Source organism: Thauera aromatica, from assembly GCF_023093595.1.
Taxonomy (GTDB): Bacteria; Pseudomonadota; Gammaproteobacteria; order Burkholderiales; family Rhodocyclaceae; genus Thauera; species Thauera aromatica_A.
The window spans coordinates 58,360-72,500 of the sequence record NZ_JALLIK010000105.1; the positions used below are offsets into that span (position 1 = coordinate 58,360).

Below are 14,141 nucleotides of genomic sequence, written 5' to 3' on the forward strand. Positions count from 1 at the left end.
GGCGCGCCGGTCAGCGCCGGCCTACAGGCCGAGCCGCTCCAGGGTCTGCGCGGTGGGGACGCCGTCGGGCGTCCACCCGCGCACCTGATAGTACTCCGGCAGCATCTTCGCGAGCGCGTTCACCATGCCCTTCGCCGGCCCGGTCCTGGCCGGCTCCTGGGTCAGGCGCGGCGGCAGGGTGTCGTCGCGGGCAGTGAAGCCGGCGGCGTTGTTGAACTGGCGCTCCATGTTCCAGATGCGCTCGCCGACCGCGTTGAGCTTGTCCATGCTCCAGTCGCCCTCGCACGCCGCCGCGATCTGCGGCTGGACGTCGGCCAGGGTCCACGCGAAGCTGGTGAACACGCAGATGCCGGCCGAGTCGAACACCGCGGTCGCATCCTGGAAGGCCTTCACCAGCTCGGCCTTGCCTTCGGTGACGTGGGGGTCGGTCTTGACCGGAATGCCCATCACTTCGGAGGCCACGGTGTAGCCGCGCAGGTGGCAGGCGCCGCGGTTCGAGGTGGCGTAGGCCAGGCCCATGCCCTGGATGCCGCGCGAATCGTAGGCGGGGAATTCCTGCCCCTTCACGCTCATCGACAGCTCGGGGTGGCCATACTTCTCGCACAGCCGCCTGCTGCCCAGCCCCAGCTCCTTGCCGAAGCCCTCGCCGAGCGCGGTCATCTCAACCATCTTCGCCAGCGCCCCGGCCGAGCCGAAGGGAGCCGGCAGGCCGATCCGGGCGTCGGTCAGCACGCCCATCTCGTAGAGCTCCATCGCCGCGCCGACGGTGGCGCCGAAGGAGATCGGGTCCATGCCCTGCTCGTTGCAGATCAGGTTGGCGTACTGCAGCGCCTCGAGGTCGCCGACGCCGTTGGCCGCACCGAGCGCCCACGCCGCCTCGTACTCGAGGCCGCCGGAGGCCCCCCAGTACTTCGGGCTGTTCTTGACCGTGAAGTGGCCCTTGTCGATCTCCGAGATGCGCCCGCAGGCGATGGTGCAGCCGAAGCAGGCGGCGTTGGTGACGAGCTGGGGCTTGCCGTCGGACGCGCGCTTCTCGTGCATCGCCTCGGCGGAAATCTTCGCGGCGTCCTCGAACTGCACGTCGCGGTGATTGCGCGTGGGCAACGCGCCGATCTCGTTGATCACGTTCATCAGCACCTGGGTGCCGTACTTGGGCAGCCCCTGGCCGGTCACCGCGTTGTCGGCGAGGATCTTCTTTGCCGCCGTGGTGGCCTGCACGAAGGCGCCGAAGTCCCGGATGCCCGCCACCCCCTTGGTGCCGCGGATCGCCACCGCCTTCAGGTTCTTCGAGCCCATCACCGCGCCCACGCCCGAGCGCCCGGCGGCGCGGTGCAGGTCATTGACGATGCAGGCGAACAGCACCTGATGTTCGCCTGCGACGCCGATCGAGGATACGCGCACGAGCGGGTCCTGCAGCTCGTGCCGGATCTGCTCCTCGGTCTCCCAGCAGCTCTTGCCCCACAGCCCGGCGGCGTCGCGCAGCTCGGCGCGGTCGTTCTCGATGTAGAGCCAGACCGGTTTCGGTGACTTGCCCTCGAAAATCACCATGTCCCAGCCGGCGAACTTCATCTCGGCACCGAAGAAGCCGCCCGAGTTCGAACAGGCGATCGCCCCGGTGAGCGGCCCCTTGGTGACCACGGTGTAGCGCCCGCCGGTCGAGGCCAGGGTGCCGGTCAGCGGGCCGGTGGCCATGATCATCTTGTTGTCGGGCGACAGCGGATCGACCTTGGGGTCGATCTCGGACACCAGGTATTTGGTCGCCAGCCCGCGCGAGCCGAGGTAGTCCTGCGCCCACTGCATGTTCAGCGGCTCTTCCGTACAGGTGCCCCGTGCCAGGTCGACCCGCAGGATCTTGCGATTCCATCCCATGACGCGTCCTCCTTCAGGAAGCGGCCGAAGCCGGCGTGTTGGCCTTCGCGGCCCAGGCGCGCATGCGCTCGATACCGGTCCAGTCGGCGTCCACATAGGTGATCGCCGCGGTCGGACAGGCTTTCGCACAGGCCGGATCGCCTGCGCACAGGTCGCATTTCTGCACCTTGCCGGTGTCCTGGTTGAAGTTGATCGTGCCGAACGGACAGGCGATCGTGCACACCTTGCAGCCGACGCAGGTATCCTCGAACACCATCTTCGCACCGGTCGCGAGGTCGATGCGGATCGCATCGACCGGACAGGAATTCAGGCACCAGGCCTCGGTGCATTGGGTGCAGGTGTACGGCACCTTCCTGCCTTCGTGTTCGAAGTTGAACACCTTGATGCGCGATTTGCTCGGATTGATGACCCCGGTGTGCTCGAAGGAGCAGGCCATCTCGCATTGCAGACAGCCGGTGCACTTGGCGGGATCAATGTGCAGTGCTTTCCACATCGATCATCTCCTGGTCGTTGGTGACCCGACAGCGTGCGGGGCACGTTGCGGCGCGAGGCCGGAGCGCAGGATTCGATCGCCCCGCAGACCGCATGAACAGCCTGGAAAGCATACGCCGCGGCGATGACCAGTCAACTCGGGAATGGCCCGCTCGGGAATGCCCCGCCACGCGGCCCCGCCTCGGCGCCGGCGCTGGTCCGACGGCGGGGGCTCGGCTAGCATGTCGGCCCCGCCCTGCACCCGACCCCGTCCGCTGACGCCCTCCCCCGTCCGCGCAGCGCGCATCCCGCACACTAAAATGGAGCATGGCCGGAGAACACACATGAAGCGGATCATCATCGGCATTTCCGGCGCTTCGGGCGTCATTTACGGCATCCGGGCGCTGCAGGCCTTGAAGGCGATGGCGGGCATCGAAACCCATCTGATCTTCTCCCCTTCGGCCAAGCGGACCGTCGTCGAGGAGACCGAGTGGACGGTGGCGCAGGTCGAGGCCCTGGCCGATGTGCTCCACCCCCACGGCGACATCGGCGCCTCGATCGCCAGCGGCTCGTTCCGCACCGCGGGAATGCTGGTTGCGCCGTGCTCGATCAAGACCCTGTCGGGCATCGTCCATTCCTACAACGACAACCTCCTGACACGCGCCGCCGATGTCTGCCTCAAAGAGCGCCGCCCCCTGGTGCTGATGGTGCGGGAGACGCCCCTCCACCTCGGACACCTCGAAATGATGGCCCGGGCGGCCCGCTACGGGGCCGTGATCCTGCCCCCGGTGCCTGCGTTCTACAGCAAGCCGCAAAGCCTCGGCGACATCGTCGATCACAGCGTAGGCAAGGCGCTCGATCTGTTCGACATCGAACACCCGTTGATGAAGCGCTGGAAAGAAGAACCCGCCCCCCCGCCCGGCGCAGGCACATGAACGCCAGGCTCCGCCGGCGCTGAGACCAGCGCTGCGTCCTGTCCTGCACAGCGCAGGTCCGGCGGCCGTGCACGGCCCGCCCGGCGCACTGCGGAGTGCCGATCGAACGGTTTACATCGCAAAAAATACTGTATACAGTATTCATCAATGAATTCCGCTCACCTGATCCGGCTCCACAAGGCTTCCCCGATGGCTTCGACGCTCTCCCCTCTCAAGCCCATAGAACGGCCGCTCGCCCTCGGCGAGCAGGTCTATCACAAATTGCGCGCCTCCATCCGCGACGGCCTGATCGCCGGCGGCCAGCCCCTGCAGGAAGTGCAGCTCGCCGAGCAGCTCGGCGTGTCCCGCACGCCGGTACGCGAAGCGCTGCGCCGCCTGTCGAGCGAAGGCCTGCTCGCTTCCGACGGGCGCAGCTTCATCGTCCCCGAGCTGACCCTGGACGACGTCAACGACATCTACGAGATCCGTTCCCTGGTCGAACCGGCAGCGATCCGCCACGTCGCCCGCTTCACCACTTCGGTCGAAGTGCGCCGCCCACTCGACGAGGCGCTGCAGGCCGCGACGCGGGCCCACGAACAGGGTGACGCCGATGCCTTCCGCGGCGCCAACATCCGCTTCCGCGCCGCCTGGCTGGCGCTGGTGCCCAACCCCCGCCTCGTCCACATCATCGAGCAGTATGCGGACCACATGCAGCGGATCCGCCGCCTGACGCTCGACGACTACGCCACCCGCAAGATCGTGCTGCACGGCCTGGGGCGGCTCGCCGCCGCGCTCGCGACCGGCGACGGCGAGCTCGCCGCGGCAGCGATGCTCGAACACCTCGGCCAGGCCCGGGTCGCGTTCATCCACGCCGTGGGCCTCGACACGCCCCGGCCCGCCACCGGCGACGGGCTTCGCCCCCCAGCCGCCAGGCCCTGAAGCAAGCGCCCCGCACCGGCACGCCGCACTCACCACACCAGAACGAACCCAGGAGTTTCCACATGAAGTACCGGGCAGAAATTCCCTACGGCGCCTACTGGAGTACCCCCTTCGCGCGCTGGCAAGGCAGCTTTTCCAACCTGCACAGCATCGAGTTCGCCGCCCACGTGGCCCGCCACGAGCTCGGCCGCCGGCGCATCGACCCGGCGATCCTGGACTACGGCGTGCTCGGTTTCTCGGTGCCGCAAAAGCACGCCTTCTACGGCCTGCCCTGGCTCGCCGGGCTGATCGGCGCCCACCGCGCGGGCGGGCCGACGATGATGCAGGCCTGTGCCACCGGCGTGCGCACCCTGCTCGCCGCGGCACAGGAAGTCGACGCCGGACTGGCCAGCGTCGCGCTCGCGATCAACTGCGACCGCACCTCCAACGGCCCCCACCTGTACTACCCGAACCCGCGCGCCCCCGGCGGCACCGGCAGCGCCGAAAACTGGGTCATGGACAACTTCGGCTGCGACCCTCTCGGCGGCCATTCGATGCTGCAGACCGCCGAAAACGTCGCCGCCCGGCACGGCGTGACGACCGCGCAGCAGCACGAAGTCGTGCTTCGCCGCGAAGAGCAGTACGCCCAGGCGCTGGAAAACGGCGCGGCCTTCCTGAAGCGCTTCATGAGCCTGCCGTTCGACGTGCCGAGCGCCGATTTCCGCAAGACCGTCGCCACCCTCGACGGCGACGAAGGGGTGGTGCGCTCGAGCGCCGAAAGCCTGGCCCGGCTGAAACCGGTCGCGACCGGCGGGACGATCACCTACGGCGGCCAGACCCACCCGGCCGACGGCAACGCCGCGATCCTCGTCACGACGCCCGAGCGCGCACGCGAGCTGTCCCGCGACCCGGCGATCGCGGTGCGCCTGCACGGCTTCGGCCTCGCCCGGGCGGAGCTCGCCTACATGCCCGAGGCGACCATCCCGGCGGCCCACAACGCCCTCGCCCAGGCCGGCCGCGGCATCGCCGACATCGACGCGGTGAAAACCCACAACCCGTTCGCGGTGAACGACCTGGTGTTCGCCCGTGAAACCGGCGCCGACCTGATGCGCATGAACAACTACGGCTGTTCCCTGGTCTGGGGCCATCCGCAGGCGCCGATGGGGACGCGCGCGATCATCGAGCTGATCGAGGAACTCGCGCTGCGCGGCGGCGGTTTCGGCCTGTTTGCCGGCTGCGCCGCCGGCGACACGGCGATGGCCGTCGTCCTCGAAGTGGGAGATGCCCGCGCCTGACCCGCAGTCCCTCACCCCGCGGCCGCTGGCCGGAAGAGGCGTGTGCAACGCCCACCGCGGGGGAACGCCCCGAAGATCGACAACCGCTTGAAGCGTACACGGCGCGACAGACGCCGGACGCAGCTGACGACAAAGGAGGAGGAGCATGGGGCTCTGGCAGTGGATTGCGCGTCACGCCGCAGCGACGCCCGGCAAGGTCGCGCTCCGCTTCGGCGGACAGGACCTGAACTATGCACAGTTCGCCGCGCGGATCGAGCGCTTCGCCGCAGCGCTCGACGCCACCGGCAGCGGGCACGGCAAGTGCGTCGCCTATCTCGGTCACAACCGGCCGGAGACGCTCGTCGCGCTGTTCGCCTGCGCCCGCCTGGGCGCCCTGTTCATGCCGATGAACTGGCGCCTGGCCGGCGCCGAGCACCGCCGCCTGCTCGAGGATTGCCCGCCGGCGGTGCTGATCGCGGAAAGCCCGTTCGCCGACGCGATCGACGACATCCGGCGGACGCTCCCCGACGCCACCCTGGTGGCGCTGGGCCCGCTGCCCGCCGGCTGGATCGGGCTCGATTCCTTCCTTGCCCGCGCCGAAGGGCGCACGACACCGCCGGCCGGCGATGACACCGCGACGCCGCTGCTGATCTGCTACACCTCGGGGTCGACGGGCAAGCCCCGCGGCGTGCTGCTGAGCCAGGACGCCCTGATCTGGAACGCGGCCAACAGCATCGACCTGCACGGTCTGACCGCCAGCGACCGCGTCCTCGTCAACCTGCCCCTGTTCCACGTCGGCGGCCTCAACAACCAGACCACTCCGGCGCTGTCGGTCGGCGCCACCGTGGTGCTGCAGCCCAAGTTCGACGCCGATGCCACCTTCGATGCGATCGAGCGCGAGCGCATCACCCTCACCGTGCTCGTCCCCACCCAGATCGAGATGATGCTCGCCCATCCGCGCTGGGCCGACGCCGACCTCTCCAGCCTGCGCATGATCTCCACCGGCTCGACGATCGTCCCCGAGCGCCTGGTCCACGCCCTGCTCGAGCGCGGCATCCCGCTGGTGTCGATCTACGGCGCCACCGAAACCTGTCCGATCGCCGCCTGCCTGCGCCCCGAGGACGTCGCCCGCAAGCCCGCCTCCACCGGCCGCGCCGCGCGCTACACCCGCATCCGCCTCATCGACGGCGCCGGGCACGACGTTCCCGCGGGCGTCACCGGCGAGATCCTGGTCCAGGGCCCGAACGTGATGAGCGGCTACTGGAACGACCCGCACGGCACCGCCGCCGCCTTTGTCGACGGCTGGTTCCGCACCGGCGACATGGGCCACCAGGACGACGAAGGCTATCTCTACATCGACGGCCGCAAGAAGGACCTGATCATTTCCGGCGGCGAGAACATCTATCCCGCCGAAATCGAAGCGGTACTCGCCGAAGCCCCGCAGATCGCCGAAGTCACCGTCGTCGGCCGCCCCCATCCGCGCTGGGGCGAGATCGTCGTCGCCGTCGTGGTCGTCGCCGAAGGCCACGAACTGAACGCGGCACAGGTCCTGCAGATTCTCGAAGGACGCATCGCCCGCTACAAGCTTCCCAAGGAGGTGGTGTTTACCGACCAGCTGCCGCGCACCGCCCTGGGCAAGATCCGCAAAGACGACGTGCGCCGGCTGGTCGCACGGCCGTCCCACCTGGAGCACATCCAATGACGCTGAAGATCGGGATCGACGTCGGCGGCACGTTCACGGACTTTGTCGTGATCCACGGCACCGCCGAGCCGGCGATATTCAAGACCTTGTCGACACCTGCGGATCCGTCGATCGCCGTCGTAAACGGCCTCGCCGAAATCGCCGCGAGCATGGACCCGCCACTGACGCTGGAGGCGCTGGCCGCGCGCATCGACACCATCGTGCACGGCACCACGGTGACGACCAACGCCACCCTCACCGGCACCGGGGCGAAATGCGGCCTGCTCACCACCGCCGGCGTGCGCGACGCCCTCGAGATGCGCCGCGGCATCCGCGAGGAGCAGTACAACAACCGCTACACCAACGTCAAACCGCTGGTGCCGCGCTACCTGCGCCAGGGCATCGGCGGCCGCCTCGACCGCGACGGCAACGAAATCGCCCCCCTCGACGAGGCCGAACTGGACGCCGCGATCGCGCTGCTGGGCGACGAGAAGGTCGACGCGGTGGCGATCTGCTTCATGAACTCGTTCGCCAATCCGGCCCACGAACGTGCCGCCGCCGAGCGCGTGCGCCGTGCCCTGCCCGGCGCCCACCTGTCGGTGTCGACCGATCTGCTGCCTTCGATCCGCTTCTACGAGCGCCTGAGCACCACCGCGCTCAACGCCTACGTCGGCCCCAAGCTCAACCACTACCTCGACCAGCTCGTCGGCCGCCTGAAAGGCATCGGCTTCGGCGGCCTGCTGCTGATCATGCAGTCCAACGGCGGCGTGATCTCGCCCCAGCTCGCCCGCGAGCGCGCCGCCCTCACCCTGCTCTCCGGGCCGGCCGGCGGCCCCGGCGCCGGGCTGTTCTACGTGCGCCCCCATGGCCAGGACAAGTGCATCGTCACCGACATGGGCGGGACCAGCTTCGAGACCTCGATCGCGGTCGGCACGCCGATGCTCAAGAACGACGGCGAGATCGCCCGCTACAAGATCGCGCTGCCGATGCTCGACATCCACACCATCGGCGCCGGCGGCGGCTCGATCGGCTGGATCGACGAAGGCGGCCTGCTGCGCATGGGGCCGCAAAGCGCCGGCGCCGATCCGGGGCCGGCCTGCTACGGCCGCGGCGGCACCCTGCCCGCGACCACCGACGCCAACGTCGTGCTCGGCTACCTCGACCCCGAGTTCTTCGCCGGCGGCAAGATGAAGCTCGACCTCGACGCCGCGCGCCGCGCGATCGAGGAGCACATCGCCCGCCCGCTCGGACTGTCCATCGAGGACGCCGCCGCCGGCATGTACCGGGTGGCGTGCAACAGCATGGCGCAGGGGGTGCGCGAGGTCACCATCAAGCGCGGCTTCGATCCGCGCGAGTTCCCGCTCATTCCCGCCGGCGGCGCCGGACCGATCCACTCCTGCCTGATCTGCGACGAGCTCGAGATCCCGCTCCAGATCGTGCCGCGCGAGTCGTCCGTGCTGTGCGCCTTCGGCATGCTGATGAGCGAGCTCAAGCACGACTTCGTGCGCACCTTCGTCTCCCGCCTCGACGCCGTCGACTGGGCCCGCCTCGACGCCGCGATCGACGACATGGCCGCCGAGGGCGCTGCCCAGCTCGACGCCGAGCGCATCCCGCCGGCGCGTCGCCGCTTCGAGATCAAGTTCGACTGCCGCTACGTCAAGCAGTACCACGAAGTCTCGTTCGCGGTCGCGCGCGAGCACCTCGAGCGCCACGACCTCGCCGCCATCGCCGCCGCCTTCCACGCCGAGCACAACCGGCTCTACGGCTACGAGCTCGCCCAGGAGCACACCCCGGTGGAAATCATCAACGTGCGCGTGCAGGCGATCGGCCTCACCGACAAGCCGCAGGCACACGAGAAGAGCTGGAGCGGCGAAGACGCCGGCCACGCGCGCAAGGGCGAGCGCCCGGTGTACATCCCGGAGAGCCGCAGCTTCGACACCGTGCCGGTCTACGACGGCCACCGCCTGCGTTTCGGCAACCGCATCACCGGCCCGGCGATGATCGAGCAGGAGACGACGGCGATCTTCGTCAGCGCCGCCTACGACTGCGTCATCGACGCGCTCGGCTCCTTCGCGCTCTACCGCAAGGGCCGCGAAGATCTCGTCCAGTCCTGCATCCGCGAACAGAAGGAGGCCGTGGCATGAGCACCCCCGAACAGCGCGCCGCAATCGATCCGATCCTGCTCTCGGTCTATGCGCGGACCTTCAAGTCGATCACCGACGAGATGAGCATCTCGATGGAGCAGACCACCCGCTCGCCGATCCTGTGCGAGGCCAAGGACTACGTCACCGGCCTCTACGACGGCGACGGCAACATGCTCGAGCAGACCGAGAACCTGCCCATCCTCGCGTTCTCGCTGGCGCCGGTGTGCAAGTACATCAAGGACTACTTCGGCGACGACCTCCACCCGGGCGACGTCATCTTCCACAACGACGTCTTCAGCCTGGGCAACCAGAACAACGACGTCGCCGTGTTCAAGCCGATCTTCTTCGAGGGCCGGCTGGTCGCATGGACCGCGGTCAAGGGCCACCAGGCCGACATCGGCGGCAACGTGCGCGGCGGCTACAACCCGAACGCGGTCGAAGTGTGGCAGGAGGCGCTGCGCATCCCGCCGGTCAAGGTCGTGGAGAAGGGCAAACTGCGCAAGGACGTGTGGAACCTGATCTTCGCCAACATCCGCCTCGACATCGTGCAGCACGACATGAAGGCCGAGATGGGCGCGTGCACGGTCGGCGAGCGCCGCCTGCTCGAGCTGCTCGGCAAGTACGGGGTGGCGAGCTACGAAGCGCACAAGAGCGCGCTGTTCGATGCCACCCGGCGGATGATGGAAGCGGAGATCGCCAAGATTCCCAACGGCCGCTATTCGGGAGAGGGCTACGTCTACTACGACGGCCGCCATGAAGGCAGCAAGTTCACCATCCGCGTCGACATCGAGGTCGCCGACCGCTCGATCCGCTTCGACTATTCGCGCACCGACCCGCAGACCAACGGCTTCGTCAACGGCACCTTCACCTCCAGCGCCTCGGCCACCATCCTCACCTTGCTGCAGATGGTCAATCCCGACATCCCGCACAACGAGGGCATGGTCCAGCCGATCGAGATCGTGATCCCCGAAGGCACCCTGCTCAACGCCTCCTATCCGAAGGCCACCACCTTCGGCAACCACCTCTGCCCGCCCAACGCCGACGCCATCCAGCGCGCACTCGCGCCGGTGATGCCCGACCGCGTCACCGCGGGCTGGAACAACCTGCTGTGCTCGCTCACCACCGGCATCGACCCGAAGAAGAACGAGGCCTACGTCGACATCGGCTTCATGGGCCTGAAGGGCGGCTCGGGCGCGATGCGCGGCACCGACGGCTACGACCACATCGGCATGATCGACGCTTCCGGCGGGGTGCTCGACCAGGACTACGAGATGTTCGAGCAGCAGACCCCGCACCGCCTGATCCGCCACGAACTGCTGACCGACTCGGCCGGCGCCGGCCAGTGGCGCGGCGGGCTCGGGGTGGAGACGATCTTCGAGATCGGCTCCGACGACACCCAGCTCGTGACCTTCGGCGACGGCGATTTCGAGCCCGCGTTCGGCCTCTTCGGCGGCGGCGAGGGCGGGCTCAACTTCATCCGCCTGCACTACCCCGACGGCACCGTCGTGGTGCCGAAGAACAAGGACCTGATCACCGGCGTGCCCAAGGGCACGATCTACCACCAGGTCGCCAGCGGCGGCGGCGGCTACGGCGACCCGAAGCGGCGCAGCCGCAAGGCGCTCGCCGAGGAGGTCCGCAACGGCGTGATCTCGGCCGCGGCCGCGCGCACGCTGTACGGCTATGAACCGGAGCAGGCGGCCTGACCATGGACTTCGACCTGAACGAAGAGCAGCAGGCCATCCGCGACACCTTCGCGCGCTTTTGCGACGCGCGCATCGCCCCCCAGGCCGCTGCCCTCGACGAGGCCCGCGCCTATCCCCGCGCGCTCGTGCACGAACTGGCCGCGCTCGGCTTCTTCGGCATGCGCTACCCGGAGGAGGCCGGCGGCAGCGGCCTCGGCCTCACCGAGTTCTGCCTCGCCCTCGCCGAGATCGCGCGCGGTTCGATGTCGCTCGCCGGCGCGGCGGCGATGCAGTCGCTGATGGGCACGAAGTTCCTCCACATGCTCGGCGGCCCCGACATCATCGAGCGCCTGTTCAAGCCCGCGCTCGCCGGCGACAAGATCGGCGCGATCTGCATGACCGAACCGGGCGCCGGCTCCGACCTGTCAGGCATCGCCACCCAGGCCCGCAAGGTCGACGGCGGCTACGTCCTCAACGGGCGCAAGACCTGGATCACCGCCGCCCCGGTGGCCGATTTCTTCACCGTGTTCGCGCGCGCCGGCGAGGAGAAAAAGCTGACGATCTTCCTCGTCGAGAAGGACTTCCCCGGTCTCGTCATCGGGCGCGCGATCCACAAGATGGGCGTGTGGGCGCTGCCGACTTCCGAGCTCGCCTTCGACGACTGCTTCGTGCCCGACAGCCACCGCCTGTCGAAGGAGGAAGGCGACGGCGAAGCCCACCTCAGGAAGACCCTCGCCGAGATCCGCATCCTCACCGGCGCGATGGCGCTCGGCGGCGCGCGTGCCGCGCTCGCCGAGGCGGTGCGCTACGCCGGCGAGCGCGTCCAGTTCGGCAAGCCGATCGACCGCTTCCAGGCCATCCAGCTCAAGCTCGCCGAGATGGCGACCGGCCTCGAGGCCGCCACCCACCTCGTCCACTATGCCGCCTGGCTGCACGGCGCCGGCCGCCCCCACCACAAGGAGGCGGCGATGGCGAAGCTGTTCGCCACCGAGACCGCGGCCACCGTGTGCGACCAGGCCGCGCGCGTGTTCGCCTCCTACGGCTACGCGATGGAGTACCCGGTGCAGCGTTATCTGCGCGACATCCGCTTCACCCTGATCGGTGGCGGCACCAGCGAAATTCTCAAGCTCATCATTGCAAAGGAGGTTAGCGCATGAGCTCACCGACCCAGGCGATGCCGGCACGCCGGATCCGCGTCCTGCTCGCCAAGCCCGGCCTCGACGGCCACGACCAGGGCGCCAAGATCGTCGCCCGCGCGATGATGGACGCCGGCTTCGAAGTCATCTACACCGGCCTGCGCCAGACCCCCGAGGCGGTCGCCCGCATCGCCCTCGACGAGGACGTCGACGTCGTCGCGCTGTCGAGCATGGCCGGCTCGCACCTGCCCTTCTGCCGCAAGCTCAAGCCCCTGCTCGAAGCCGGCGGCCTCACCGACAAGCTGTGGATGATCGGCGGTAACCTGCCCGCCCAGGACCACGACGCCCTGCGCGAACTGGGCTTCGCGGGCATCTTTCCCACCGGCTCGCGGCTCGAGGCGGTGGTGTCCTACATCCGGGAGAACGCCCCATGAACGACCGCGCCCCAGTCGAACCGAAAGCCGTGTTCAACGAGTCCGGCCTCGAAGTGAAGCCGCTGTACACCCGGGCCGACGTCGACGCCAGCGGCGGCGAAGCGATGATCGGCGCCCCCGGCGAATACCCCTTCACCCGCGGCATCCACCGCCTGATGTACCGCAAGCAGCCGTGGACGATGCGCCAGTACGCCGGCTTCGGCAATCCGCGCGACACCAACCAGCGCTTCAAGTACCTGATCGCCAACGGCCAGACCGGGCTCAACGTCGCCTTCGACCTGCCCACCCAGATCGGCCTCGACTCGGACGACCCGCTCGCCGAGGGCGAGATCGGCCGCGTCGGCATGTCGATCGACACCTTGCGCGACTTCGAGCTCGCCTTCGACGGCATCGACCTCGACAAGATCACCGTGTCGATGACGATCAACGGCGCCGCGGCGATCGCGATCGCGATGTACCTGGCGATGGCGGAAAAGCGCGGCTACGACGTCACCAAACTGCGCGGCACCGCGCAGAACGACATCCTCAAGGAATTCATCGGCCGCGGCACTTGGATCTTCCCGGTCGAGCCCTCGATCCGGCTGGTCGGCGACACCATCGAGTATTGTGCCCGCCACGCTCCCAAGTACAGCCCGGTGTCGGTCTGCGGCTATCACATCCGCGAATCGGGCGCGACTCCGGCGCAGGAGATGGCCTACGCGTTCTGCATCGCCCGCGCCTACGCCGACGAGGCGATCCGCCGCGGCCTCCACGTCGACGAGTTTGCCGGCCGCCTGTCCTACAATTTCAACATCTTCGGCAACCTCTTCGAGCAGGTGGCGAAGTTCCGCGCCGGGCGCAGCCTGTGGGCCAAGATCATGAAGGAGGAATACAAGGCAGAGAGCCCGGGCTCGATGTGGCTGCGCATGATCGCCGCCGGCGGCGGTGGCGGGCTGACCTTCGAGCAGCCCGAGCTGAACATCGTGCGCGGCGCCTACTACGCCCTGATCAGCGCCCTGTCGGGCACCCAGACGATGGCGCTGTGCTCCTACGACGAGGCCTACACCATCCCCACCGAGTATTCGGCACGGATCTCGCTGCGCACCATGCAGATCCTGATCGAGGAGATGGGGCTGACCGAGACCGTCGACCCGCTCGGCGGCTCCTGGTACGTCGAGACGATGACCAACCAGATGCGCGCGAAGATGGAGGAAATCATCGCCGAGACCGATGCCGAAGGCGGCATCGTCAAGCTGATCTCGGAAGGGGCGATCCAGGCCAAGGTCTCCGCCCAGGCCTACCGGATGCAGCAGAACATCGAGTCGGGCGCCTTCCCCAAGGTCGGCGTCAACTGCTACCGCAACGAGCACGAGGACGAGCACCCGGTCGAATTCCACCCCTACAACGAAGACGACGCCCGCGCCCAGATCGCCAGCCTGGCCCAGGTCCGCGCCGAGCGCGACGCCGACGCGGTGGCGCGCGCGCTCGCCCGCGTCGGCGCCGATGCCCGCGACGGTGCCAACGTGATGCCGGCGATCGTCGACGCGGTCAAGGCCTATGCCAGCGTCGGCGAGATCACCCGCGAGCTGGTGAAGGTCTTCGGCCGCTACCAGGAACCGATCCGCTTCTGAGGAAACCG

Annotated in this window: 11 protein-coding genes and 1 pseudogene; 10 read left to right on the plus strand and 2 right to left on the minus strand. The window is 68.6% G+C overall.

Features of this window, described 5'->3' with window-relative positions; translation table 11 throughout:
• Positions 1-21 precede the first annotated feature (21 nt).
• Both MXC99_RS11540 and MXC99_RS11545 read right to left on the minus strand, forming a co-directional pair.
• Positions 22-1,869 (minus strand): aldehyde ferredoxin oxidoreductase family protein, encoded by a 1,848-nt coding sequence (locus MXC99_RS11540; RefSeq protein WP_247725600.1) that lies wholly within the window; start codon positions 1,867-1,869, stop codon positions 22-24.
• Positions 1,870-1,882: 13 nt separating this feature from the next.
• Positions 1,883-2,362: a 4Fe-4S dicluster domain-containing protein gene (locus MXC99_RS11545; RefSeq protein ID WP_247725601.1), complete on the minus strand. Its 480-nt coding sequence runs from the start codon at positions 2,360-2,362 to the stop codon at positions 1,883-1,885.
• Between the two features lie 322 nt (positions 2,363-2,684).
• Here MXC99_RS11545 and MXC99_RS11550 point away from each other — a divergent pair, with 322 nt between their 5' ends.
• From MXC99_RS11550 to MXC99_RS11590, 10 genes and pseudogenes are all read left to right on the plus strand, one after another.
• Entirely contained in the window at positions 2,685-3,275 is a 591-nt protein-coding gene (locus tag MXC99_RS11550) for a UbiX family flavin prenyltransferase (RefSeq protein WP_247725602.1), read from the plus strand.
• A 189-nt stretch (positions 3,276-3,464) separates the two neighbouring features.
• Entirely contained in the window at positions 3,465-4,193 is a 729-nt protein-coding gene (locus MXC99_RS11555; RefSeq protein ID WP_247725603.1) for a GntR family transcriptional regulator, read from the plus strand.
• Positions 4,194-4,255: 62 nt separating this feature from the next.
• Positions 4,256-4,990, plus strand: a pseudogene (locus tag MXC99_RS17065) (thiolase family protein); the annotation flags it as partial.
• A 102-nt stretch (positions 4,991-5,092) separates the two neighbouring features.
• Positions 5,093-5,467, plus strand: coding sequence for a hypothetical protein (locus MXC99_RS17070; RefSeq protein ID WP_432654252.1), 375 nt, complete (start codon positions 5,093-5,095; stop codon positions 5,465-5,467).
• Between the two features lie 145 nt (positions 5,468-5,612).
• Positions 5,613-7,148: an acyl-CoA synthetase gene (locus tag MXC99_RS11565; RefSeq protein WP_247725605.1), complete on the plus strand. Its 1,536-nt coding sequence runs from the start codon at positions 5,613-5,615 to the stop codon at positions 7,146-7,148.
• Complete coding sequence (locus tag MXC99_RS11570; protein WP_247725606.1) at positions 7,145-9,271, plus strand: hydantoinase/oxoprolinase family protein; 2,127 nt, start codon at positions 7,145-7,147, stop codon at positions 9,269-9,271. Before MXC99_RS11565 ends, MXC99_RS11570 begins: the two co-directional genes overlap by 4 nt.
• The gene (locus MXC99_RS11575) at positions 9,268-10,974 is read left to right on the plus strand and encodes a hydantoinase B/oxoprolinase family protein (protein WP_247725607.1); all 1,707 of its coding nucleotides are present in this window, start codon (positions 9,268-9,270) and stop codon (positions 10,972-10,974) included. The genes MXC99_RS11570 and MXC99_RS11575 overlap by 4 nt, the downstream gene beginning before the upstream one ends.
• 2 nt (positions 10,975-10,976) lie before the next feature.
• Positions 10,977-12,110 (plus strand): benzylmalonyl-CoA dehydrogenase, encoded by a 1,134-nt coding sequence (gene iaaF / locus MXC99_RS11580; protein WP_247725608.1) that lies wholly within the window; start codon positions 10,977-10,979, stop codon positions 12,108-12,110.
• Complete coding sequence (locus MXC99_RS11585; protein ID WP_245880898.1) at positions 12,107-12,523, plus strand: cobalamin B12-binding domain-containing protein; 417 nt, start codon at positions 12,107-12,109, stop codon at positions 12,521-12,523. The genes iaaF and MXC99_RS11585 overlap by 4 nt, the downstream gene beginning before the upstream one ends.
• A complete protein-coding gene (locus MXC99_RS11590) occupies positions 12,520-14,133 on the plus strand; it encodes an acyl-CoA mutase large subunit family protein (RefSeq protein WP_247725609.1) in 1,614 nt (537 codons plus the stop codon). The genes MXC99_RS11585 and MXC99_RS11590 overlap by 4 nt, the downstream gene beginning before the upstream one ends.
• Positions 14,134-14,141 lie beyond the last annotated feature (8 nt).

What these genes read in the sequence shown, in the direction of transcription:
- MXC99_RS11590 (WP_247725609.1), top strand. Translation starts at nt 12,520, where the DNA reads ATGAACGACCGCGCCCCAGTCGAACCGAAAGCCGTGTTCAACGAGTCC.
- MXC99_RS11575 (WP_247725607.1), top strand. Translation starts at nt 9,268, where the DNA reads ATGAGCACCCCCGAACAGCGCGCCGCAATCGATCCGATCCTGCTCTCG.
- MXC99_RS11555 (WP_247725603.1), top strand. Translation starts at nt 3,465, where the DNA reads ATGGCTTCGACGCTCTCCCCTCTCAAGCCCATAGAACGGCCGCTCGCC.
- MXC99_RS11585 (WP_245880898.1), top strand. Translation starts at nt 12,107, where the DNA reads ATGAGCTCACCGACCCAGGCGATGCCGGCACGCCGGATCCGCGTCCTG.
- MXC99_RS11545 (WP_247725601.1), bottom strand. Translation starts at nt 2,362, where the DNA reads ATGTGGAAAGCACTGCACATTGATCCCGCCAAGTGCACCGGCTGTCTG.
- MXC99_RS11550 (WP_247725602.1), top strand. Translation starts at nt 2,685, where the DNA reads ATGAAGCGGATCATCATCGGCATTTCCGGCGCTTCGGGCGTCATTTAC.
- MXC99_RS11565 (WP_247725605.1), top strand. Translation starts at nt 5,613, where the DNA reads ATGGGGCTCTGGCAGTGGATTGCGCGTCACGCCGCAGCGACGCCCGGC.
- iaaF (WP_247725608.1), top strand. Translation starts at nt 10,977, where the DNA reads ATGGACTTCGACCTGAACGAAGAGCAGCAGGCCATCCGCGACACCTTC.
- MXC99_RS11540 (WP_247725600.1), bottom strand. Translation starts at nt 1,869, where the DNA reads ATGGGATGGAATCGCAAGATCCTGCGGGTCGACCTGGCACGGGGCACC.
- MXC99_RS11570 (WP_247725606.1), top strand. Translation starts at nt 7,145, where the DNA reads ATGACGCTGAAGATCGGGATCGACGTCGGCGGCACGTTCACGGACTTT.